This window comes from Bacillus sp. EB106-04-02-XG92, from assembly GCF_058791995.1.
This window is the reverse complement of sequence record NZ_JBYTEA010000006.1, coordinates 33,822-54,795: the sequence shown is the minus strand read 5'-3', so window position 1 is coordinate 54,795 and position 20,974 is coordinate 33,822. Positions and strand designations below refer to the sequence as shown.

General features: G+C 34.1%; 18 protein-coding genes and 1 pseudogene. 4 read left to right on the top strand and 15 right to left on the bottom strand.

What is annotated here, in order from left to right; genetic code table 11:
- Nucleotides 1-32: 32 nt before the first annotated feature.
- Both AC3WVA_RS16395 and AC3WVA_RS16390 read right to left on the bottom strand, forming a co-directional pair.
- Entirely contained in the window at nucleotides 33-434 is a 402-nt protein-coding gene (locus AC3WVA_RS16395; protein ID WP_060750332.1) for a hypothetical protein, read from the bottom strand.
- Between the two features lie 85 nt (nucleotides 435-519).
- Nucleotides 520-906: a YflT domain-containing protein gene (locus AC3WVA_RS16390; RefSeq protein WP_098880569.1), complete on the bottom strand. Its 387-nt coding sequence runs from the start codon at nucleotides 904-906 to the stop codon at nucleotides 520-522.
- 119 nt (nucleotides 907-1,025) lie between these two features.
- On the opposite strand from AC3WVA_RS16390, the gene AC3WVA_RS16385 reads away from it, so the two are divergent.
- Both AC3WVA_RS16385 and AC3WVA_RS16380 read left to right on the top strand, forming a co-directional pair.
- A complete protein-coding gene (locus tag AC3WVA_RS16385; protein WP_417902876.1) occupies nucleotides 1,026-1,214 on the top strand; it encodes a hypothetical protein in 189 nt (62 codons plus the stop codon).
- Between the two features lie 309 nt (nucleotides 1,215-1,523).
- A complete protein-coding gene (locus AC3WVA_RS16380; RefSeq protein WP_098880570.1) occupies nucleotides 1,524-1,889 on the top strand; it encodes a YxeA family protein in 366 nt (121 codons plus the stop codon).
- 102 nt (nucleotides 1,890-1,991) lie between these two features.
- Here the strand turns inward: AC3WVA_RS16380 and AC3WVA_RS16375 are convergent, their stop codons facing one another.
- The 3 genes from AC3WVA_RS16375 to AC3WVA_RS16365 form a co-directional block, all read right to left on the bottom strand.
- Nucleotides 1,992-2,702, bottom strand: a complete 711-nt coding sequence (locus AC3WVA_RS16375; RefSeq protein WP_492322039.1) for an alpha/beta hydrolase — start codon at nucleotides 2,700-2,702, stop codon at nucleotides 1,992-1,994.
- Between the two features lie 103 nt (nucleotides 2,703-2,805).
- Nucleotides 2,806-3,261: a tryptophan-rich sensory protein gene (locus tag AC3WVA_RS16370; RefSeq protein WP_142341967.1), complete on the bottom strand. Its 456-nt coding sequence runs from the start codon at nucleotides 3,259-3,261 to the stop codon at nucleotides 2,806-2,808.
- Between the two features lie 112 nt (nucleotides 3,262-3,373).
- Nucleotides 3,374-4,804 (bottom strand): cryptochrome/photolyase family protein, encoded by a 1,431-nt coding sequence (locus tag AC3WVA_RS16365; protein WP_492322038.1) that lies wholly within the window; start codon nucleotides 4,802-4,804, stop codon nucleotides 3,374-3,376.
- A gap of 213 nt (nucleotides 4,805-5,017) precedes the next feature.
- Between AC3WVA_RS16365 and AC3WVA_RS16360 the strand changes: the two are divergent.
- A pseudogene (locus AC3WVA_RS16360) lies at nucleotides 5,018-5,586 on the top strand (DUF3841 domain-containing protein).
- 124 nt (nucleotides 5,587-5,710) lie between these two features.
- Here AC3WVA_RS16360 and AC3WVA_RS16355 read toward each other — a convergent pair.
- From AC3WVA_RS16355 to AC3WVA_RS16310, 10 genes are all read right to left on the bottom strand, one after another.
- Nucleotides 5,711-6,928, bottom strand: a complete 1,218-nt coding sequence (locus AC3WVA_RS16355) for an NAD(P)/FAD-dependent oxidoreductase (RefSeq protein ID WP_098346739.1) — start codon at nucleotides 6,926-6,928, stop codon at nucleotides 5,711-5,713.
- Between the two features lie 174 nt (nucleotides 6,929-7,102).
- On the bottom strand, nucleotides 7,103-8,128 hold the full coding sequence (locus tag AC3WVA_RS16350; RefSeq protein WP_429603683.1) for an alpha/beta hydrolase: 1,026 nt from the start codon (nucleotides 8,126-8,128) through the stop codon (nucleotides 7,103-7,105).
- Nucleotides 8,129-8,385: 257 nt separating this feature from the next.
- A complete protein-coding gene (locus AC3WVA_RS16345; protein WP_492322037.1) occupies nucleotides 8,386-8,907 on the bottom strand; it encodes a carbonic anhydrase in 522 nt (173 codons plus the stop codon).
- Between the two features lie 79 nt (nucleotides 8,908-8,986).
- A complete protein-coding gene (locus AC3WVA_RS16340) occupies nucleotides 8,987-11,611 on the bottom strand; it encodes a DUF2309 domain-containing protein (protein ID WP_492322036.1) in 2,625 nt (874 codons plus the stop codon).
- Nucleotides 11,611-13,143 (bottom strand): NADH dehydrogenase subunit 5, encoded by a 1,533-nt coding sequence (locus tag AC3WVA_RS16335; RefSeq protein WP_492322035.1) that lies wholly within the window; start codon nucleotides 13,141-13,143, stop codon nucleotides 11,611-11,613. Before AC3WVA_RS16335 ends, AC3WVA_RS16340 begins: the two co-directional genes overlap by 1 nt.
- Nucleotides 13,144-13,787: 644 nt before the next feature.
- Nucleotides 13,788-14,150: a Na-translocating system protein MpsC family protein gene (locus tag AC3WVA_RS16330; RefSeq protein WP_474211596.1), complete on the bottom strand. Its 363-nt coding sequence runs from the start codon at nucleotides 14,148-14,150 to the stop codon at nucleotides 13,788-13,790.
- A 354-nt stretch (nucleotides 14,151-14,504) separates the two neighbouring features.
- Complete coding sequence (locus AC3WVA_RS16325; RefSeq protein ID WP_341014064.1) at nucleotides 14,505-15,593, bottom strand: GerAB/ArcD/ProY family transporter; 1,089 nt, start codon at nucleotides 15,591-15,593, stop codon at nucleotides 14,505-14,507.
- A 27-nt stretch (nucleotides 15,594-15,620) separates the two neighbouring features.
- Entirely contained in the window at nucleotides 15,621-16,808 is a 1,188-nt protein-coding gene (locus tag AC3WVA_RS16320; protein WP_098346745.1) for a Ger(x)C family spore germination protein, read from the bottom strand.
- On the bottom strand, nucleotides 16,805-18,397 hold the full coding sequence (locus tag AC3WVA_RS16315) for a spore germination protein (RefSeq protein ID WP_098521650.1): 1,593 nt from the start codon (nucleotides 18,395-18,397) through the stop codon (nucleotides 16,805-16,807). The genes AC3WVA_RS16320 and AC3WVA_RS16315 overlap by 4 nt, the downstream gene beginning before the upstream one ends.
- Nucleotides 18,398-18,738: 341 nt before the next feature.
- Nucleotides 18,739-20,193: a DHA2 family efflux MFS transporter permease subunit gene (locus tag AC3WVA_RS16310; RefSeq protein ID WP_098346747.1), complete on the bottom strand. Its 1,455-nt coding sequence runs from the start codon at nucleotides 20,191-20,193 to the stop codon at nucleotides 18,739-18,741.
- A 173-nt stretch (nucleotides 20,194-20,366) separates the two neighbouring features.
- Between AC3WVA_RS16310 and AC3WVA_RS16305 the strand changes: the two genes are divergently transcribed.
- On the top strand, nucleotides 20,367-20,912 hold the full coding sequence (locus AC3WVA_RS16305) for a TetR/AcrR family transcriptional regulator (protein WP_098346748.1): 546 nt from the start codon (nucleotides 20,367-20,369) through the stop codon (nucleotides 20,910-20,912).
- The last annotated feature ends 62 nt before the right edge of the window (nucleotides 20,913-20,974 follow it).

Genomic DNA, 20,974 nt, shown 5'->3' with positions numbered 1-20,974 from the left:
TTTTTCCTCACTTTCTCTTTTTAGAATTAAATCTAAGCACTCTCTTCTTTCCCTTCTTTCATATATTTCTTTTCATTTTTCGTTTTTTCTCCGTCTATGTCTTTACTGTTTTGATTTATTTCGTAATCCTTTTCATCTTTTTTCTTTTTATTATTTTCGTTTTCTGTTAAGTCTTTAATAGTAGAAATGACAACTGGTGTGGCTGTAAGTAGTTGTGGTAATGTTTGTTTTGCAACATTAGCTGCAGTTACAGAGAATTGTTTACTTGTCTCAGTTACCTTCTCTAATGTTTCCTTTATGTTTCCTTCTTGTAGTTTGTCTTTTACGCTTTTTCCTTTTGTTTGTATAGCTTTCCGATTTTCTTTTTTTAATAGAGAAACCATGACTCCTGTCGTAATCCCAATCACAGCGTATTTAAATATTGTATGTTTCATTTTTCTCACCCTTCTCTACTTTTATTTTCTTCCATGCTACAACCTAAAATAATTAACTTATCTATTTATCAGATGTTACAATCTATTAGAGAGAACGATAGTTTTGCGGCTGCCTATCACTCGCCATTGGTGTTTCAGCTGTTACTAGAAGTAAAATTCTCCCTTGATCTAGTTTTTCTTCATATAAATTAGCTTCCTCCTTTGACAACCCCATTTCCTCCATTTGATTTCGGAGTTCGTCCCCTTTTTTGGAGAAAAAGTTGATAATACTTGTACCCAATCCTTGTTCTTTTACTCCAATCGTATTTGTGTTTGTATCATCCGCAATCTTTTTTGTTAGATGTGTTTCATGTGTTAAAACGTAAATGTCATCTTGGTGAATCCCTTGCAATTCTAGCTCTTTTACTTTCATAACTACTTCCTGTTCATTTTCATATTCATGAACCACCGGTTTTCTTTCATTCTTATGCATTGTATTTTTCCTCCTTTAGATTTTTTATTTTTTTATTTAGTTGTTATGTAATATGTAATACACTTATTTTAAAGATGTTAAACCTAAATTTTCAAAAAATTTTATGTAATAGATTATTAATGTTTTTGAATATTAAAGCAATGTCACGAGCATTTTGCTTTAATAACAGTGTTACAAATAACAATTTGTTTGGAAGACAAGCCTCTTTTTTTATCATTGGATTTTCCAATGACATAGAAGCACAGCGCTGCATTACATGTAACTGTCCCATGGAATTCCCTACTTCAAAAGAAAAAGCATCTCACTAGATGCTTTCTTTCATTGTTCGCACTATAAATGTATTTAGATAATTCTCTTATTACTATAAAATACATTTATTCTAGTTCCTAAACCTCACTTATTTCTTAATTCACTCATACCAATATAAAAGCACATAACCTACCATTAAAAAATAAAGAAAACAAATTATTTGGCTATTCATTCCGTAAGCTTAATACTCAAGTTAATTTTTTTCACAAGGTTAAACTTTATTAAGAAAACCTTAAGGAATTTCCCTCTATATTTATAAGATTTTTTTCTATCCTAAATCATGTAAATGAACAAGAGGAGAAATGCTTATGAAGAAATTTGTACTTTGCATACTAGGAATAGGCCTACCTATATACATACTACCTTTCATATTACGGGGGGATTTGGATAGATTTAATCCGATTGCTGAAGAAAAAAATGTATATGCCATTGCGAAGGGGTATGGTGTTCCAGATTATCATCATAAAGGACAAGCTATGTACGCCCTAAAAGGTGTTGATGAATCAAGAAATGAGAAAGAATATACAGTAGGAACTAGCACCCCTAATGATTTTATAAAAAAAACTTACTTAAAAATTCATGTGAAAGGAAAGTATGTGTATTCTTACGACGTTATTTCTAAAAAGGATGTTCCGGAGAAAATAAGAAAGCAATTAGAGGTAGAAGTTAAATAAAAGAGCCTGCTCTTATGAGCTGGCTCTTAATTACCTCCCCAACCTACCATTAGGATATCTTAAGCAAGGAGAATTCTTTCGATCACTTTATTACATTCGCTATCATTGTTTTAACAACCATCCTTCAATTACTTTCACTGTTTCATCTTGCTGTGTTTTTGGCGTAATTAAGCTTGCATTATCACCTTTTTGCTCACCACACATGCCAAAATGTGCATGGTTTCCGCCTTTTATCATGTGCATAGTTGTATTCTTTGACATGAACTTTTTATTGTTCTCTATTTTTTCTACTGTTGCTAAAGCATCTACTTCCCCATAAATTGATAACATCGGCATCGATTTCGTAGAGAAATCATCTGCAGGGTACGAACCTAAGAAAATAATCCCGTCTACCTTGTCTTCATTCTGAAAGGCATACTTAGAAATCATAGCTCCTCCCATTGAATGCCCTGCAACATACCATTTTTGAACTTCAGGATACTGTTCCATTACACTATCTACTGCATTGATTCCAAGTATCGCTAAATTTAATGGCAACTTAGGCATTACTACAAAGTGCCCATCTTTTGCAAGAGCTTCCCCTAAGTAACTATAAGCCTCAGCTTCTACTTTAGCTCCTTGGTAAAAAATAATCCCTACTTTAGCATCTTTCTGTCCAAAAACGATATGATCCTCATCTTTTTTATCATCTACTAACGACAAAGCCTCTTTCGTTGGTTTATAAGTAAACTGAGTCCAAGTCAAAAACGTAATACTTCCTATAATTAAAATACCTAGTAAAGAGTACAGAATAATTTCCATCCATTTCTTCACAAAGATGACCTCCCAAAGATGTATATATTCTATATTTTAGATTATCATTCATACACATAAAAACTCGAGCATTTTTATTGTGCTCAAGTTTTTATTTACGTCTTTAATTTATACTATAAATTGTCCAAGATAAATATGTAGCAAATGCAGACCATAAAAAATATGGAATTAGCAACCATGTCGATACTTTAGATAATTTGGAAGAAACCGCTATGAGAAGTAACGTAGTAATAGCGACTAGTAAACAATCTACTGTTGCTAAAAATAAATTTTTTTGACTGAATTGAAAGTAGCTGAACGCTTGATTACAAATATAATTTAAAAGGAATACAAACCAAAAAGTTTTTGGCTTACATCCATATTTGTTGTAAATAATTGCAACTGATAATGCAATAAGTCCATATAATACAGCCCAAACTATTCCGATTGTCATACCAGAAGGTGTCCAAGACGGCTTTTCTAGCGCATCGTACCACATGCGATCAATAGGAAATAAAACACTAGAAACATAAAACAAACCATATGTTAGTAAGAACACTATAATACTAGACTTTTTCATAAACATTCTCCTTTTTCAATAGAAGGTTTTAGAAACTCTATATGATTATTCTGTCCCTTTAATGGGTAACATTCTAATATTTAAATTTCGAATACATATTGTTTAACCTATTTTATACGAACTCTTTCATACTTTTATATGCACAAAGTGCTCTCTCACGTGCTGCCTTATGATCAACAATTGGCAAAGGATATGTATGACCAAGCGTTATATTGGCCTTTTGTAAAATATGCTCAGGTGCTTCCCAAGGTTTATGTATATATTTATTAGGCATATCTCTTAATTCTGGTACCCATTTTCTTATATACTCCCCATCTTTATCAAACTTTTCTCCTTGTGTGATGGGATTAAAAATACGAAAGTACGGTGATGCATCTGCCCCACTTCCAGCAACCCACTGCCATCCCATTGTATTATTTGCAATATCAGCATCTAGCAGTGTATCCATAAACCATTTTGCTCCTTCTTGCCACGGAATTAACAAATGCTTTACAAGAAAAGAGGCTACAGCCATTCTTGCCCGATTATGCATAAAACCTGTTTGCCATAGTTCCCGCATTCCCGCATCAATAAACGGATAACCAGTTTCACCCTTCTGCCATACTGTTAATAACTCCTCTTCATTATTCCACGGAAAATGTTCGAAGCTCTTATTAAGAGGTTTATATACTGTAAATGGATAATGATATAGCAAATAATAAGAAAACTCTCGCCAAATGAATTGACGGATAAAACTATTCACTTGTTTTTCAAAAAGACTACATTGTCTTTCGGTACTTTTATTGATTAAGTAATGATACATCCATCTCACTGATATTTGGCCAAATGCAAGATACGGTGCCAACATCGAATGAGCATTTTCATTTGGAAAATCTCTTCCTTCACTATAAGAGGCTAATTTGCTAGAGAAAAATTTCTTACATGTTTTGTATGCCCCTTGTTCTGTAGGCTCCCATATTAATTCAATATGAGATGTCCACCGTATAGTCGGCAGCAAATGTAATTCTGAAACAGATAAGCTTGCTGGTAAAGAGTTTCCTCCTTTTATATGCTGCACTTTACTAATAGGTTTAGGTATTACCTGCTTTTGAAATGCATTGTAAAAAGGCGTAAACACCTTATATTCAGTGTTATCTTTCTTTTTAATAATCCACGGTTCTAATAATAAATGTGAATTAAATTCCTTACAAATAATACCTTTACCTTCTAACATTATTTTCATTTTTTCATTAGATTGTAATTTGTCCGGATCATAACAAATATTCCAATATACAGCCGTTATACCTAACTGTTCTATGAGAGAAAGTATTTCTTCCTGTGTATTTCCTTGGCGAATTATTAAAGTAGAGCCCAATGTCTCAAGTTGCTTTTGGACATCTATTATAGCATGATGTAACCACCACTTTGACGCACTTCCTTTTGAAAAAGTTTCGTCATGTACATATACCGGAACAACCTCACCGGACTGAGCAGCTTCAAATAGAGCTGGGTTATCATATAAACGAAAATCTTTTTGAAACATAACGATAATTTTATTTTGCATGGCTATCCTTTCTAATTCTTAAAGCACAATTCTTTCTTTATGAAAACAAGTACTTCTGTTATTTTTAAATGATTATAAGAATCACTGTTTGTAATTGCAAACAAACTTTTCTATCTTTAATGGATTTTTCCAACTCTTAATAAAAGTAAAAATACAATGTACTTTGTACTTATCTTAAACTCTTATAAAATAAAAAAGAAAATGGAGAGAAATATGAGAAAACAGTTTGATAAACAGTCAAAATTAAATACATCTATAGATTCAACAATCCTATGGACTTTTCAAAACCAAAATGCTATAAATACACTTTTGAATGAAGGTAAGCTTATAGCCGATTCTATTTTTGTTAGTAAAGAAGATTTCACCGCATATAAATACATTGTAAGACATATGAAACAGAGTGGTATTAATTTTATTATAGATTTGCCCATTTGGGCATGGCATTCATGCAACGGTTACAAAAAAATCCTACTGTTGAGACAGCAAGGGAATTACTATCAGATATTCAATTAGAGAAAGAAATATACCTCATCGAATTCACATGTCCTAATTTTTTATTCATGCTAACAAACTATAGTCGATGGTGCGACATTTATTTTAAACTTACTGACAATCCTAAAGCAATTATAACAAGTGATGAAGAAAAATACTTATTTAATCTTTATCCTACCATTGAGGAAGACTGGGAATATCATCATATCCAAGCAACTCTACCCTACCTAAAAAAAGAATGGATTATACAAATAACAGGACTTAGTAAAATGAATGGATTTAACAAATAATATTGTTTATGAATGCTTTATTTAAGCATTCATAAACATAACAAATAGTCACATTAAACTAATGCATTTAAAATAGCGCTTTTTATATGGTACCCTAAATACTATGATTTTGCATACGTGCAGCTTACTCATTTAGTTTTGGTCTAGTTTGTAAATATAAATTCAAATCCGGACTTGAACCGCTAATAATTACATCTCGAACAATTTTAGAAAGTACCATACTATATACTAATCCATTATCTCCATATGCATAGATAAAGTGACAATTTGGAAACTCTTCATACATTCCAATTATAGGTAAACCATCATGAGTACCACCATAAAAAGCACTTAAATAAAATTCAGGTTCAACTGTTATATTTGGAAAGAGCTTATTAAATTCATTTACTAATTTCTCTTTTTTATGAATTAATTTTGAATCTCTTTCTTGAGCAATGTTTGTATCTTCATCTAATCCACCTATAATAATCCTGTTATCTGCAGTAGTTCTCATATAAATATATGGTCTCGCAGTTTCCCAAATAAGAGTACGCTTATACCAAGAAGATAAATCTTCCACAGGATTAGTTACAATTGCATATGAGCTAATCAGTGTAGCGTTCTTCTCCTTTTTAAATTCCAAACCTTCATATCCTGCAGCCACAATTACTTTGTTGGCAGTAATAGAATTGCCCCCTTTTGTATAAAAAACAGCACATTCTTTCTCTAACTTTTTGCCAACGATCTCCGTATCTTCATAAATGTGAACTCCTTTATTAGAAGCTTGTTTTAATAAACTATGTGTAAATTTATAAGGATTTATTTCACCATCATTATACGTATAAATAGCTGCACGTTTTTTAAATGGATATCTCTGTCCAATTTGTTCCTCTGATAGCCAAGTCGCTTTAAAATCATGCTTATGTAAATAATACAGTTCCTTTTCTAATTTCTTTATATCCTCTTCATAGCTTGCATAATATAAACTGTCACGTCGTTTAAAGTCAGAGCAATAAGGTAAATTTTGATCAGCATATTCAATATCATTAATAGCTTGTTCACATAATTTCATATGCTTAACTGCATACTCTTCTCCAAATGTATTTACAAGCTCAAAAAACATCTTGTCACCTAAATATTGAATAAGTGCTGTATTGGTAAGGTTACTCCCGTGTCCTACCTTTCTTTTATCAACGATAACAATATTTAAATCTGATTCACTCAAATAGTATGCTGATTGAGCACCTGAACTTCCTGCTCCTATTATTAGTACGTCACATTTTATATCTTCTTCCAATCGAGGATAAGAAGGTGTATTAGAAAAAGTTGTGTTCCAATATAATTTCCCTTTCTGTAAATCCATTTAAAGTGCACCGTCCTAAATAAAATAGTTATATCCCCATCTGTATCTCCAAATCATTCTAACTATATACTTCTTATCAAAATTATTCTTGCTACCATTAGATTATTAGTCCAATATTTTGTTCACCCATATATGGTATTAAACTAAACTTATAAAAAGTTAATAGTATATATATTATTTATTTTCATTTAGAAATTTAAGAACTTGGTTAAAAGCTTCTTGACCTGCTGGAGTGTTCATTTTAAATTGAAATTCATGTGCTAACTCGCCAGAGATATTTTTATCAAAGAAAAGTGTATCTACAGGTACTCCTTTATTTTGTAAAGTAGAAGCTAATGCTTTACCTTGATCTTCAAATGATGCAGTATTTCCATCTGTGATGAACGTTGGTGGGTAATCTTTTGTAACATGTTTATAAATAGAGGCGATTTCCATTTCAGGTAATGTTTCAAACTTCTTTTTCCCAAAGTAAGCCCAGCCAGTAGTACGCATAAAGTCTTGCACTTCTTTGGATGTTTCCATTTTAGCTAATGCAGGCATATTATACGGGCCGCAAAATAGCAGTATACCATTAATTGTAGAAGGAGCAACAATAGCGTCAATCCCGGTTAATTTCGCATAATCTGGAGATGTTTGAATAGTAACAAATTGTCCAGATATTTGCGCTCCCGCAGAATCTCCTGCAAAATACAGGTCATCTAGTTTTACATTATATTTCTTTGCATTTGCTTTTATATATTCATAAGCTTCACCAAGTTGTAGTACTGGTGTAGGATACTTTCTTTTAGGAGCAAGAGCATAATTTATATTTATCACTGTATAACCACGAACAGCTAATTCTACTGCATAACCAGTAATGTCTGATTTATCTCCACCTACAAATCCACCCCCGTGTACCCAAAAAATAACAGATGTTTTTTCCGTAAGATTTTTGGGATAAATAATGTCTAATGTACCATCAGGAAATTTAGAATTATAATTAACATCTTTAACAATTCGTGTCTCTTTTAGAGCGTTTTTATAATTGTTAGATTGAACAAACATTCCACCTTCAAATGCTTTTTTTATGAGAAACGCTTTCGGAATAGGTGAAACATTCCAAAAAACAACTCCGGCAATAATCAATCCGAAAACAATACAAATAGTTAGTAGCATTCTTTTTTTCCATATCATTTTAGTTTTTAACTGTTTTATTCTCATAATTAAAGAATCTCCATTCTTTTTAATAATAATCTTAAAATAAATCACAACATAAATTTTTATTTTCCGCCTGCTAATCCGTCCTTAGAATTTCATGCAAAAGGTTATATATTTTTATTATGTACATATTAGATATCTCCTATAAAACACATTAAAAATTCAAACAAAAAGAGCAAAAGATCCCCATTTATAGAAGATTTCTTTTGCTCTTTGTAAAGGACACAAGTCCAAATAAAAGTTGCTTATCTATCGATAACTTACACATAAGAATGCATTTTTTTCGCTACTTTATTAGTAGCAATTTTAACAACCATTTCTTTTTCACCTGTTCTATCAATCCTGAAACCATGAACTTTAACATTAGACGGCACTAATGGATGATGACGAATCATATCTATACTCTTCTCAATATTTTCACTAACATTTTCTTGTCCGCTTAGCCATGCATTCAAGCTACCACTTGAAAATTCAGGCATGCAATTTTTAAAGAGATAGTCTAATTCTCTGCTATTTTTTATGAAATCACGTTGAATTTGTAGATTAACTACATCCGTTGCTTTATCCTCTCTTCCTACAACAAAAATTTCTTCCACATTTTCTTCATAAATAGCAATAATAATAGATCTCATTATATCTCCATAAGGATGTACAATTACAGAATCATAGCTGTGTATAGTCAACATGTTTTCTTGTTGAATGTTAGTTTCTTGTTGGATAATAGGCTCTATTTCGTGTTCAATGTCTGTTAATAGTAATACTTTTTTATTCTTTGAATTCATATGGAGCACTCCTTCTTCATTATTGTATTTATGGAACTTTTAAACTAGTAACGATAGTTGAATATTCATTACATGGTTATTACCAATTTTTCCATTGTCCTTCTGGATCAACACTTGCCAGTCTAACCCATCCATTTTGAACTTTTTCTCGAAATGTAAAATCGGTATTTAGCAAACGCTCTATATATTCAATAGGCGCTTGAATTACAATTAGTAAACGAAGTGGTGAATGATATATCTCACTATCTGACTGCATAACCGATTGCCAAGGTAAACCTGGCAACAAGTCACTTGCATTTCCTTGCATAACACCGAGACCTGCCGTTACGGTTTGGGTTGTTTTGTTTCCACTACCATAATAATGAGGTGCTACAGTTGAAGCGTAATATTGGAGATTTATCCACTGAGCTACCGTTCCCGGTCCTGCAATGATGCTAGCTAATATATCGCCACTTTCATCCTGTTTCCAATCATAATTATGAAGGAAAGCCCTTCCTTCTAAGTCACAATCCTGAGTTAATTCTCGTTGTCCGATAATAAAAGATGCATTACGGGCTAATCCCCATTCCGGACGTATTTCACTCCAATCTTCTGCAAATCGATGTGCCTCTTTACTCGGATTTTTTATTTTCGTTTTAAAATTAGGTAATTGTGTTAAACGCTCTCTATTTGCATCTTGGCTGACATTTGGCATAACCGACTCAATACAATCAAATGCTTCTTGCGCAGTTTCCGAAAGTTGTGGGACGTAAATCCATTCCAATTCATCCACTGTTGTTTTATGTTCAGCTGCTGCAAAAATGGTATCCTCAGGAATTTTAATACCTTCAGCAGACAACGCCTCTCTTACTTCTGGAAGGTTACATAAAGTAGCAAAAACTTTTGCATTGAATCCTCCTGCTGCTCCGCCACAAGCACCACACTCAAGCGCTGCAGCATAAGGGTTGTTCGTACTTTGACTACTGTGTCCGCACATTACAACTAAAGGCGCGAATTTTTCTGTTAATCCCACCATTTTTAAAGCTTGACGCACATAGTTCACTTTTTCTTCTTTCGTAAAACCGATAGGTATCTCACATTTTGTATTATGAACATGATTAAGTGAGAATGTTGTATCAGGTTTTTGTAACATCGTTTTACGAAGGTTACGAAGGAAACTACCTACTCTTCTTGGCACAAAACTCCTTGTTATCATTTGTAAACCAAGTAAAGGGCCGCTTACCTCAGGTAATAGCATACTTGTCAGTACATTTTGTTTCATCGTTTTAAACGTATAGCTTACTGAGCTGTCTATCTTCTTACGTTGTTGATAATTTTTAAATTCATTTTCATCCGTGAGCTCTTTTATTTGATGTTTCGGTTTTAATATAACTGGCAAAGAAGGATGACTATCATTACTACCTAGTTCACTAGTCGCGATTGGTAACCCAAAGAAACCAGCTATTCCAAACGTTTCGAACGGACCTAATTTTTCTAGATGGCGACGAAACGGTTCTGAACGTACATCAATACAGAATGCTAATTGAGCTAGTACACGTTTTTTATCATTAGTTGCACGTTGCTTAGAAGCAATCTTCTCCCTTAATTGCTCTGCATGCGTCTGTTCCCAAGCTTCTAGCCAAAGTTTCCTGCGAATATTTTCATCAAAACGATAAGCAAATGCTAGTAATTCGCTTTGTTCAGCTGCAGACATTTGTGACCATTCCAAGGTTGAAATATTCCCCCAGTAGATCCAAGAAGCTATAAGTGGGACAATCGCAACTTTTTTCTCAGCCTTTTGATTTTTTATAGGTAAATAAGGTTTTACAATGGCCAGCTCCATAGAAATTCGAACTGCTAAATATTCTATAACGAGTTCCTGCTCCTGAGTTGACTGTTGGGAACGCCATAGTACTATTCCTGCCCACCCAGGCAAAGCAAGCAAGTGACCTTCAAGATAAGCTTGCTTGTTAGATTCAGAAATTCCTAATTCAGATAACGCTCTTGTTAAAGCTACCTCGGCATCTTCTGGCCAATCTTTTAAAACGCTACGCTCATTTTTACTAAGCGCTGGATCAAATGTAATAAGGTGATGCCATGCACGATACAAACCTTTTTCTCGATTTGGCATCGTCCAACTTGACCCGGAGTCATCCAAATATAATTTACACCATTTAATGATATGATAATTAAGAATATTAGAGAGGTTTTCACCCTTTTGATTCTCTATAAGTGAACTTACAGGTTGCAAAGAAGAGTCTTTCATACTCTCTGTATTTATATAACTCATTTCTTCTGCCAGTTTATTTAATTGTGGCGATGATAATAGACTAGAAGGTAATTCCTCTAATTTTAATGCTGCTTGGCAAAACTGCTCCACTTTCTTTCGCGGGATATGAAAAGATTGTGAATCAAGCCAACGAGACAAGCCACTCTGTAAAAATGATTCCTCAATCTCCCCTTTCGTCTTTGCCGAATGAATGATAGCAGCACTCGGATATATATCCACATTACGAATTTCTTTTAACCAATCTGCAACTTGTTCAAATGATTGTTTTTCAAGTCCCATCCAAGGGTGATGAGCTGCAAATGTAGCGATCGGCCAAAGTGGTGCAATCACTCGGCTAGCAGATTCAACTAAATCATTCATATTCTTTTCTTGTATTTCAATATTTGTATCTTTCTTCTTTAAAGTTTCTTTCGTTACGATTGACTGTATGCTCATCACTGATTACCTCCCTTTGATACATAATGTTTCAGATAGCTTGGATGACTTTCTACTGACTTTTGTCTCGCTTCACCTACTCGAACGAACCAAAGATATATTACAGCAAATATTGTAGAGGATTGATTACGAGTAACGAGAGTACTAATAGCACTACCAAATAATAAGAGACATATAACAAAAATAACGGCTGGAGCTGAAGGTTGAACATTTTGATACATGTCAGTATGCAACCATTTATAAAGAGAATTATGAACGGTAAAGTAAATGAGAGAAAATCCAGCTAAAATAAATACGCCAACAATTCGTCCCATTCTTCCCTCTCCAAAAACAACAAGCTGTTTCCATGAAACGTATAATGACCAACCTAAGATGAACGCACTAACTAATTCATACCCTTCTCCAGAAGTCGTAAACCAAAATGCCATCGCTATAAATAATCCGAAAACACGTCCGACCATAATCCATAAATTAGACACCTTTTCATTAGATTGCTTTACTACCCCAAAACGTTGTACGGAAGAACCAGCTTGTAAAAACAGTGTAGCTTTAAACAAACCATGTAAAATTAAATGAATAACAGCCGCCAAATAGGCTCCTAATGCGCATTGAATAAGCATAAACCCCATTTGGGCAATAGTTGATCCTACTAGCTGACGTTTATAATCAACTTGAACTAGGCTAATTCCTGTTCCGATTAAGATAGAAATACTAGAGAAAATTAGTAAAATGATTTGTGCAATATCATCATGAAAAAGAGGTGAAAACCTAGTGAACATGATACCGCCAGCATTTACTAACCCCGCATGCATAATAGCAGAAACAGGAGTTGGAGCAACAGCTGACTCAATTAACCATCTTTGGAAAGGCCATTGTGCTGCTGGAATCATCACAGCTACTATAATCAATAAGTTAATTCCTGTTTTCTCCAACGTTCCAAATTGAGCTACATTTTCATTCGTTAAAACTGATGTTAACTGCCACTGTCCAGTGACTTGAAAAAGCAAAATGATAGCTGCTAGCAAGGCGATCCAGCTTATTGTAAATAAATAACTAGAAGTTTTTGTTGCTTCGCTAACCACTTTCCATCCTTTATTTAAACCTATGAGTAAAACCAATCCTATAAGAGTTGCTCCCCAACAAATAATCATAAAACGAAGATCATTACTTAGCCATGCAACTGAAGATACACCTGTAGTACATGTAAAAAGCGCAAAGTATTTTCGATATGAGCGATCTCCCAGTAAGTAACGTATAGAAAAACGTTGAATGATTAAACCAATTGTAAGAACAAAGAAAGCCATGAACCAAGCTAAAGTATCTAAATGCCAAGGCCCTACAACTCTATCTCCATTGTTATTAACAAGTGCGAGTAAAGAAACTAATGAAGGCAAAGCAGCGATACCAATATGGATATGAACAAAACGTAAAGGCATCCTTGCATGTAAAAACAATAATCCACTTAGCCAAGAAGCACTAAGCGCCATAAAAAATAATGTTAACAGTGTTGATGAACTCAGCGAAATTAACATGTACAATACTCCCTTCCCAACGAAAATAACCGATAAAAATTCCTTTTAAGTAAGATAGTTTTTTAATTTCAAATTTCATTCACTCTTTTTAGTACATCGTTTTTTTTCATAAAAAAAACCGACAACTTCCATAATTCAATGATTTTATATCATCATTGAATTATGGAGATTGTCGGTTTCCCTTCAACTAACTTCAGTAAAGTTTTTTGAAGAGCTCCCATTTTATAGAGGATAATAATGTATGTATTACTCCTGTTAAAAAGAAAAGTATATTTCTGATCTCCTAGATTATGCAATCAATATATCAATTTATGTTATAAGCTATCTTTTCATTAAGAAACTTTTTCATTTAGTCAATATTACATATTAAAAAAATGCTAAAGCCTTAATTATAGCAAACTGTTAAAATGAGCATCTATCAATTTTTTAAAACAATTATAAGATAAACCATATTAAGCAGTTTGTCAATTTATTTATCCATTTTTCGAATCAAAATTCATTATACATAAATAATTTCAAGTTTTCTTGTTTTCTAATCATTACCATGTTAATAAGATAAAATACAGTACACAACTTGTAGATTTCTTAATTACCTCACTGCATTTTTAGTGTATCTTCCACTAACCCTACAGTGGTTTTAATTTTTAAAATTTCTCCTCAAGATTATGAAACAATTTAAAAATCATTACTCGTTCACCTGTACGGGAGCTTATATCCGTATGAAAGCTTTTCACTTTCTCTCCAGTTAATTCTAGTATAATCTCTTTTAACTCTTCAATTCCAGATTCAACTAGCTCCGAACGATTTTTCTTTATCGTTAACATACCGTCTTTTGTTTCGCAAACAGTATATTCAGCCGGTGTTAAAATACCTTGTAAATTTACGATAATCATATCCCGTAATATATCTGTCTTAACGGATATAGACCCGCGTCCTAAGTAGTCCTTTTCCCAGTGAGTAATTGCTTTACTTATCTCTGATTCAATAGAACCTTTTGAGTTTTTCATCTATGTATCCTCCTTCAATAAAATAGATTTACAATAACAATATAATAATCCGGATTGATTTTATTTTCAATTATTGAGAAGAATTTATAGGAATCGTTTTCAGGTATCCTTTAGTATTAAAGTGAATTTTTATATTGCGATATACGTTTTTTTGATCATCCCCAACAAGATACTCTTACTATAAAGGCTCTGTTGCATAGATTTCTAAAAAAGACATTCCGGAGAAAATAAGGAAACTCTTGTAACGTAATATACAAACAAAAAATCCTACACTTATGAGTAGGATTTTTCTCTTTTTATATTAGTCAAAAAACTAAAAGTATACCCGCCCTCCAAACATATTACCGATTGGGTTTATGCATATTTCCTTCGAATTTTGCCAACCACCAATAACAGTAAAGGAATCCCTAGCTCATAAATGGGAAATGCAATTGGAATTACGAAAAATATGTAGTAATAATGGGTAAATGTCTGGATATTTTTAACTGACACAGCTATGATGAACGAAATAGGAGCAAGAACTAAAGCTACTTTTCGCCAATCCTTCAAATGAAACATTTGTGCTGTTCCATAACAAGCTATGAACATGTATAACGCCAATTTCACAAAAATACTAAAAAACCAAATAATAACTATCAAAATATCCACATTTTGAATGAACTCCATGACAGATATGTATCGGCTCAAATCGTAAACCGGATACAAAAAACTCGAAGATAAATTCGGACCGAATGTTAAAATGACCGCTAATGTGCCAATTGTTACCATAAAAACAGCCAGTCCTACTCCCCACATCGCCCGTGATGGCGCTTGTTCGGGTTTGTCCATAAAGAAAACGAACATTGTCATCATGACAGCCTCTCCAAAAAACGCGGCTACAGGAGTATAGGAACCTTTAAAGATGGGAAGCCATCCAGAATCATGATAAATAGGAAGCATATAATCCAAATTCATATTGCCAACATTCAAAATGATTACAAACGTTATCATTAAAAGTACCATTGGCCCAATGATTTCACTTAAGCGCCCAATACCTTCCAACCCGCCTTGATAAATGATAAAAATGAGCAATAACATAGCAGTAAAGACAATAATCCACAAAGGTGTATTATGAAACAAAGCCATACTAATGAACTCACCAAATTCACGGACCGTTATCCAAATTATCATGTACCATCCAAAGAAGTAAGGAATCATCAGTAGTTTTCCTAGCCATTTACCAAGAATGGTTTGACTAAATTCAATTAGAGTTTGCTTCGGATAAAGCGAGCCAAGTGTAGTTGCCAAAAAAGTAAGCGCAATCCCTACACACCCTGCAATCAAGAGCGAGATCCAAGCGTCTTGTTTGGCAGTGCGAATCGTCGCTGGAATAACTAGAAGGAGTGATTGGCCCACTTCAAATGTGAACATCATCCAAAAGATTTGTCTGCCAGAGATTTTCATCGAATTTCTCACACACTATATTCCCCCTTATTTTTTCATTTCATTTTTCTTTAACTGCAACGGCTGTCCAGTCAGTCCTACTCGCCGAATAGTAAGCTTTGCATGAACAGAAACCTGCACTTTTCGAAACTGCTTACTCCAATTCTTTTTTAGCCCTTTCCATTCGGATGGATATTTTTGATGAATGGCTTCTCCCAATCCAAAGATATCGGTTCCGTATTGTTTTTGAACCTTTTTAATAGTTTGGAGAGCTTGTTTTTCAGATTGTTTTTCCATTACACGTTCTAAAAAAGTAAGATTTTTTGGCTGCGAAAGATCTAAATTCGTATTGTTCTCCTGAATCGTTCCTTCACCTGAAAAAACAACGTCACACTTAATTGTGGCCCCTTGTATAGTCGGTATAATTTTTCTTTTGATTTTTGTCATATATAAACTCGCACTACCATTCCCTTTAGAGGCGGTTGCTGTAATCGTCTGTTTACTTAAACGATTCACTATCCAAAGAGTAGCTAACCATTCCTGCATATTTAAGTATCCTACCAATTTAAGATTGTTGTTAAATATAGCAGCTCCTACAATTTGAAACCCTTTGACCTCGTTGTCACCTTTTTTATGAGACATATTTAGTTTAATAACTGGCAAGATTGGGGTGATTCCATCACTCGTACCAGCAATAAGAAAATTTAATAAAGATGTATCTCCCAATGCCTCTATTTGCATATGCTCTTTAAGTGCCCCAAGTGCCGGGATAGCCTCTAAAGGGATAGATGCTTTCAGAAACTCTTTTGCAGTATTTCCCTTTACTACTAACGCATCTGCTCGTAATCGAATATCAGGATCGCGACTATATGCATCCAAAACTGGAGCGAGACCATTTTCAGCCAATTTTTCTCCAATTAATATTACACGCTGATGCCCTCGAAAGATTTCCCTCGACATTTTTGTTTGCATCATTTGTACAGCTTCATGTGTATCCTTTCCAGTTCCTGATTCAAGAAAAACTGATTTTCCTGCATTGCTTCTTCCGCTCTGTCCCATTCCCATTTTTGAAGGGATAATAAACTGGGCGCTAATTTCAATCTTATTATTCTTCGCTTGATCAAGTCCCCATCCTAATTCTATTGCTAGATCATTTAACTCTGTACGATCCCAGCATCCCGTCAAGAAACATAAAGAAACTACTAGTACCATACAAAGTGCCTTGTGTAGGCTCATTCTGTTTCTCCTCCCCGTTTTGAACCTGGTTGTTGTCCATCTGGAAAACGGACTTTCTCCTTACCAGATACCATTATAGGACGATGTGTCATGTTCCAACGAGGTGTTCGAAGCAAAACATCCTTTAAATCACGCGGAGTCTGAGGCGCAACCGGACTTAAATACGGGACGCCGAATGAACGTATGTTTGTTAAATGAATTAAAATCGCAAGGGTACTTATAGCAATACCATACAGCCCAAGCATCCCTGCTAATAGTAGCATCGGAAAGCGCAGCATCCGGTAAGCTGTTCCTAAGTTATAGCGCGGGAACGCAAACGAAGCAATTCCGGTTGTCGCCACAACAATAACCAATGGTGCTGAGATAATACCTGCTTGCACCGCAGCTTGTCCGATAACAAGTGCCCCTACAATGCTAACTGCTGATCCAACTGGTTTTGGTAACCGAACGCCCGCTTCCCTCAAACCTTCAAATAAAAATTCCATCATCAGCGCTTCTATAACAGCTGGGAAAGGAATACCTTCTCTTGCAGCTGCAATACTAATAAGCAAATTTGTTGGGATTAGTTTCGGATGAAAGGTTGTAATAGCGACATAGAGGGAAGGAAGAAATAATGAAATATTGATTAATATTAAACGTATCCATCTCACAAAAGTTGTGTAGATGGATCGTTCATAATAATCCTCTGCTGCCTGGAGACCAGTCCAAAATGTCATAGGAACGATTAAAACGAAAGGTGTGTTATCCACTAAAATTGCCACTTTCCCTTCTAATAAACTTGCACACACCGCATCTGGTCGCTCAGTATTTTGAATTTGTGGAAAAGGCGAAAAAGGTTGGTCCTCAATAAACTCTTCAATAAAAGCTGACTCTAACACCCCATCAATTTGAATTCTCTGTACCCTTTGGCGAACTTCATCTAAAACCGAATCGGGAGCAATTCCTTCAATATAGGTAATCACTACATCTGTCTGTGACAATTCCCCAATCGAATAAGGTTCCATTTTTAGTTTTTGGCTCCGAATTCTTCGGCGAATAAGGCTCGTATTGACCCTTAAAGTCTCCGTAAACCCGTCCCGAGGGCCACGAACGGAAATCTCGGCAGCTGGCTCTTCAATACTCCGTTTTTCAAACCCTTTTAAGTCAGCGACCAGTGCTTGACTCTCTCCTTCTGTCAAAATGACGATATTCGCTTTCAATACTGCTTCTATAACCTCACGAACTTTAGAAATCGTCTTTACTTGAGAAACTGCAATAAGCTGATTTTGTATAATTTCTCCTACTGAATCCATAACCTTAAGTCCACTAGGCATCCCCTCGAACATCATTGGTTTCAAAACAACTTGTTCCACAATACCAGTGTTTACCAATCCATCTATATAAATAAAGAGGATTTTAATCTGGCTATTTATAAATATTGGACGAAAAACAATATCGGAACAATTTTCAAAAACTTGTTTCAAAACTTCTTCATTCGCAGATACACTCTGATCAAGTACACGATCTTGATCAGAGTGTATCTGCATACTTGCATCCTCAAGTTCCTGAATATCTTTTCTCAAATGTTTTCTACTAAGTTTTTTCATCACACTACCCCATTTATCGAATGGTTTATGTTTTTATACTTGGAGCTAAGCATTAGTGATTTCTTGACAGAAAATCTTTACAAACCGTTCCACTAAGTAGTTTCTGGCTAAGTAATCATTTATCTAAAAAACAACAGGAAAATATACCCTCGACATCCTTCTTAAAATCTCCCTCCACATGAAAATTATTCAACTTTTTCTATAAGTTGTTTATTCTAAAATGAGGTTAGGACAAATAATAAGAACTCTATATGCATAAACAATAAAAAAAGCAAGCGACCTCAATTATTAGATCACTTGCTTTTCTTTCATCATATACTTTCTAAACAACTCTATAAACGATTCTAATTACTTGCCTTACTTTCAAGTTTTTGAGTTGCCACTTTTTTAGGCATGAAACATGCAAAAATTAATGCTACGAAAGATAAGAATAACATGAATAGATACGCATCACTTGAGCCGAAAATAGAAGATAATTTCACTAGTTGAATAGCTGTAATGTTTCCATTTTCTAAAGATAACTCTGAAGCATGTGAAGTTGCTTGAGTCGTATATACAGTAATAACAACCGCGGTTCCAATAGCACCGGCTAATTGACGAACCGTATTATTTACGGCTGAACCATGTGAACCTAATTCTCTAGGTAAAGCATTTAGTCCTGCTGTATTTAAAGGCATCGAAATAAAACTTAACCCAATTCGTAAAATAATAGTACGCACCATTACATACATATACGTTGTGGATTCAGTTAAATCAATTACACCCCACATCGAAATAATGATAAATACTAACCCTGTAATAAAGAGTGGTTTTGCTCCGTATTTATCATACATTTTACCTGTAATTGGTGATAAGAATGCATTAATGACCGCTCCAGGTAATAGAAGTAAACCTGATTCAAATGCGGTAAAGCCTCTTCCGTTTTGTAAGTAAATCGGTAAAAGAATTAAATCAGCATACATAATCATCGTGATAAGTACATTGATCACTGATGTAAGAGTAAAAATTTTATACTTAAATACGGATAAATTTAATAATGGATCGTTAGACTTTATTTGACGTAAGCAAAATAGCGTTGTAACAAGTACCCCGGTAATAATTGTCGTAATAACAATCGGGTGATCCCATCCCTTACTTCCTGCACTACTAAATCCAAATAAAACACAACCAAAGCCAATCGTTGATAAAATGACACTTACAATATCCAATCTTGCTTTTGTCGTATCTGCAACGTTCATTAAATATTTTAGCGCAAGAATAATGACGATGAATACAAATGGAGCTAATCCAATAAATAACCATCTCCATGATACATATTCAATGATAAAACCAGATAACGTTGGAGCAATGGCTGGCGCAAAAATCATGGTAAAGCCAATCGTTCCCATAACACTCCCGCGCTTTTCACTAGGATATAAATATAAAATAACTGTCATCATGAGCGGCATAATAATTCCTGCCCCAATTGCTTGAATCATTCTTCCTATTAATAACATGTCAAAATTGATGGCACCGGCACATAGTAATGTTCCGATGAATAAAAAAATCATTGAGCTAGTAAATAATTGCCTCGTTGTAAAACGCTTCATTAAAAATGCCGTAATTGGCACTAACACACCGTTTACGAGCATAAATCCTGTTGCTAACCATTGTACAGTTGCAGCTGTAACATCAAATACTTCCATTAATTTACTCATTGCCACATTAAGTAACGTCTGGTTTAATGTCGATAAAAAACATCCAGCAATTAGTACAAGTAATAAAATTTTCTTATTTCTTTCTGTTATTCCCTTCTCCATCTGTAAACTCCCTTTTTCTATAGTTGCATTATCGACACAGTGTCGATAAAATTTATAGTAACAAAGATACATATTCCTGACCATGAACAATTTTGTTGAAAATGTTCATTAATCGACATTGAAAATATGCTATGTCGAGAAAGTCAAAGAAAAATCTATAAAGGAGTTTCAAAATGTCTACATCAAAAAAAGAGGACCCTCGTACACTTCGTTCAAGAGAAATGTTTAAAAATGCCGTCTATTCCCTTTTACAAGAGGAATCCAATATTTCAAATTTAACAGTCCAGAAAATTGCAAACAAAGCTGGATTAAATCGGACAACATTTTACTTACACTATCAAGATATTCAGGATTTACTCATGCAGCTTACTGATGAAATTTTAAACGAACTTTCTAATAAAATTACTGCTTTAATACACGTAAGTGATTTATCAGAAAAACAACAGCTAACACAATTGCTTGATTATTTATATATTCATCGAAATTATTTATCCATTTTATTTAATATGAATCATTTTGAAGAACAATTATTTCTATTAATAAAGCGATTAGTAGAAACGAGAAGGAATAATAGTGAGACAGAGTTACCCGCAGATTATGTCGCTATTGAGATTAAAACTGCCTCATTGGTAGGAATCATCATGTGGTGGATAAGAAATGGACTTCATTTTAGTTCAGATTATATTACAAACCAAATTTATTTCATGTACAGAGGATAGTGAGGTTAGAGCATGTAAATCCTATTTCTCTATGTAGAAAAATGCGAATTTAGTACGCTAAG

Excerpts from the sequence above, each read along its gene's own strand:
- AC3WVA_RS16310 (WP_098346747.1), bottom strand. The coding sequence starts at position 20,193 with ATGGAGAAGGGAATAACAGAAAGAAATAAGAAAATTTTATTACTTGTA.
- AC3WVA_RS16340 (WP_492322036.1), bottom strand. The coding sequence starts at position 11,611 with ATGAGCATACAGTCAATCGTAACGAAAGAAACTTTAAAGAAGAAAGAT.
- AC3WVA_RS16390 (WP_098880569.1), bottom strand. The coding sequence starts at position 906 with ATGCATAAGAATGAAAGAAAACCGGTGGTTCATGAATATGAAAATGAA.
- AC3WVA_RS16395 (WP_060750332.1), bottom strand. The coding sequence starts at position 434 with ATGAAACATACAATATTTAAATACGCTGTGATTGGGATTACGACAGGA.
- AC3WVA_RS16330 (WP_474211596.1), bottom strand. The coding sequence starts at position 14,150 with ATGAAAAACTCAAAAGGTTCTATTGAATCAGAGATAAGTAAAGCAATT.
- AC3WVA_RS16305 (WP_098346748.1), top strand. The coding sequence starts at position 20,367 with ATGTCTACATCAAAAAAAGAGGACCCTCGTACACTTCGTTCAAGAGAA.
- AC3WVA_RS16325 (WP_341014064.1), bottom strand. The coding sequence starts at position 15,593 with ATGAAAATCTCTGGCAGACAAATCTTTTGGATGATGTTCACATTTGAA.
- AC3WVA_RS16335 (WP_492322035.1), bottom strand. The coding sequence starts at position 13,143 with ATGTTAATTTCGCTGAGTTCATCAACACTGTTAACATTATTTTTTATG.
- AC3WVA_RS16320 (WP_098346745.1), bottom strand. The coding sequence starts at position 16,808 with ATGAGCCTACACAAGGCACTTTGTATGGTACTAGTAGTTTCTTTATGT.
- AC3WVA_RS16350 (WP_429603683.1), bottom strand. The coding sequence starts at position 8,128 with ATGAGAATAAAACAGTTAAAAACTAAAATGATATGGAAAAAAAGAATG.
- AC3WVA_RS16370 (WP_142341967.1), bottom strand. The coding sequence starts at position 3,261 with ATGAAAAAGTCTAGTATTATAGTGTTCTTACTAACATATGGTTTGTTT.
- AC3WVA_RS16365 (WP_492322038.1), bottom strand. The coding sequence starts at position 4,804 with ATGCAAAATAAAATTATCGTTATGTTTCAAAAAGATTTTCGTTTATAT.
- AC3WVA_RS16345 (WP_492322037.1), bottom strand. The coding sequence starts at position 8,907 with ATGAATTCAAAGAATAAAAAAGTATTACTATTAACAGACATTGAACAC.
- AC3WVA_RS16355 (WP_098346739.1), bottom strand. The coding sequence starts at position 6,928 with ATGGATTTACAGAAAGGGAAATTATATTGGAACACAACTTTTTCTAAT.
- AC3WVA_RS16380 (WP_098880570.1), top strand. The coding sequence starts at position 1,524 with ATGAAGAAATTTGTACTTTGCATACTAGGAATAGGCCTACCTATATAC.
- AC3WVA_RS16385 (WP_417902876.1), top strand. The coding sequence starts at position 1,026 with ATGTTTTTGAATATTAAAGCAATGTCACGAGCATTTTGCTTTAATAAC.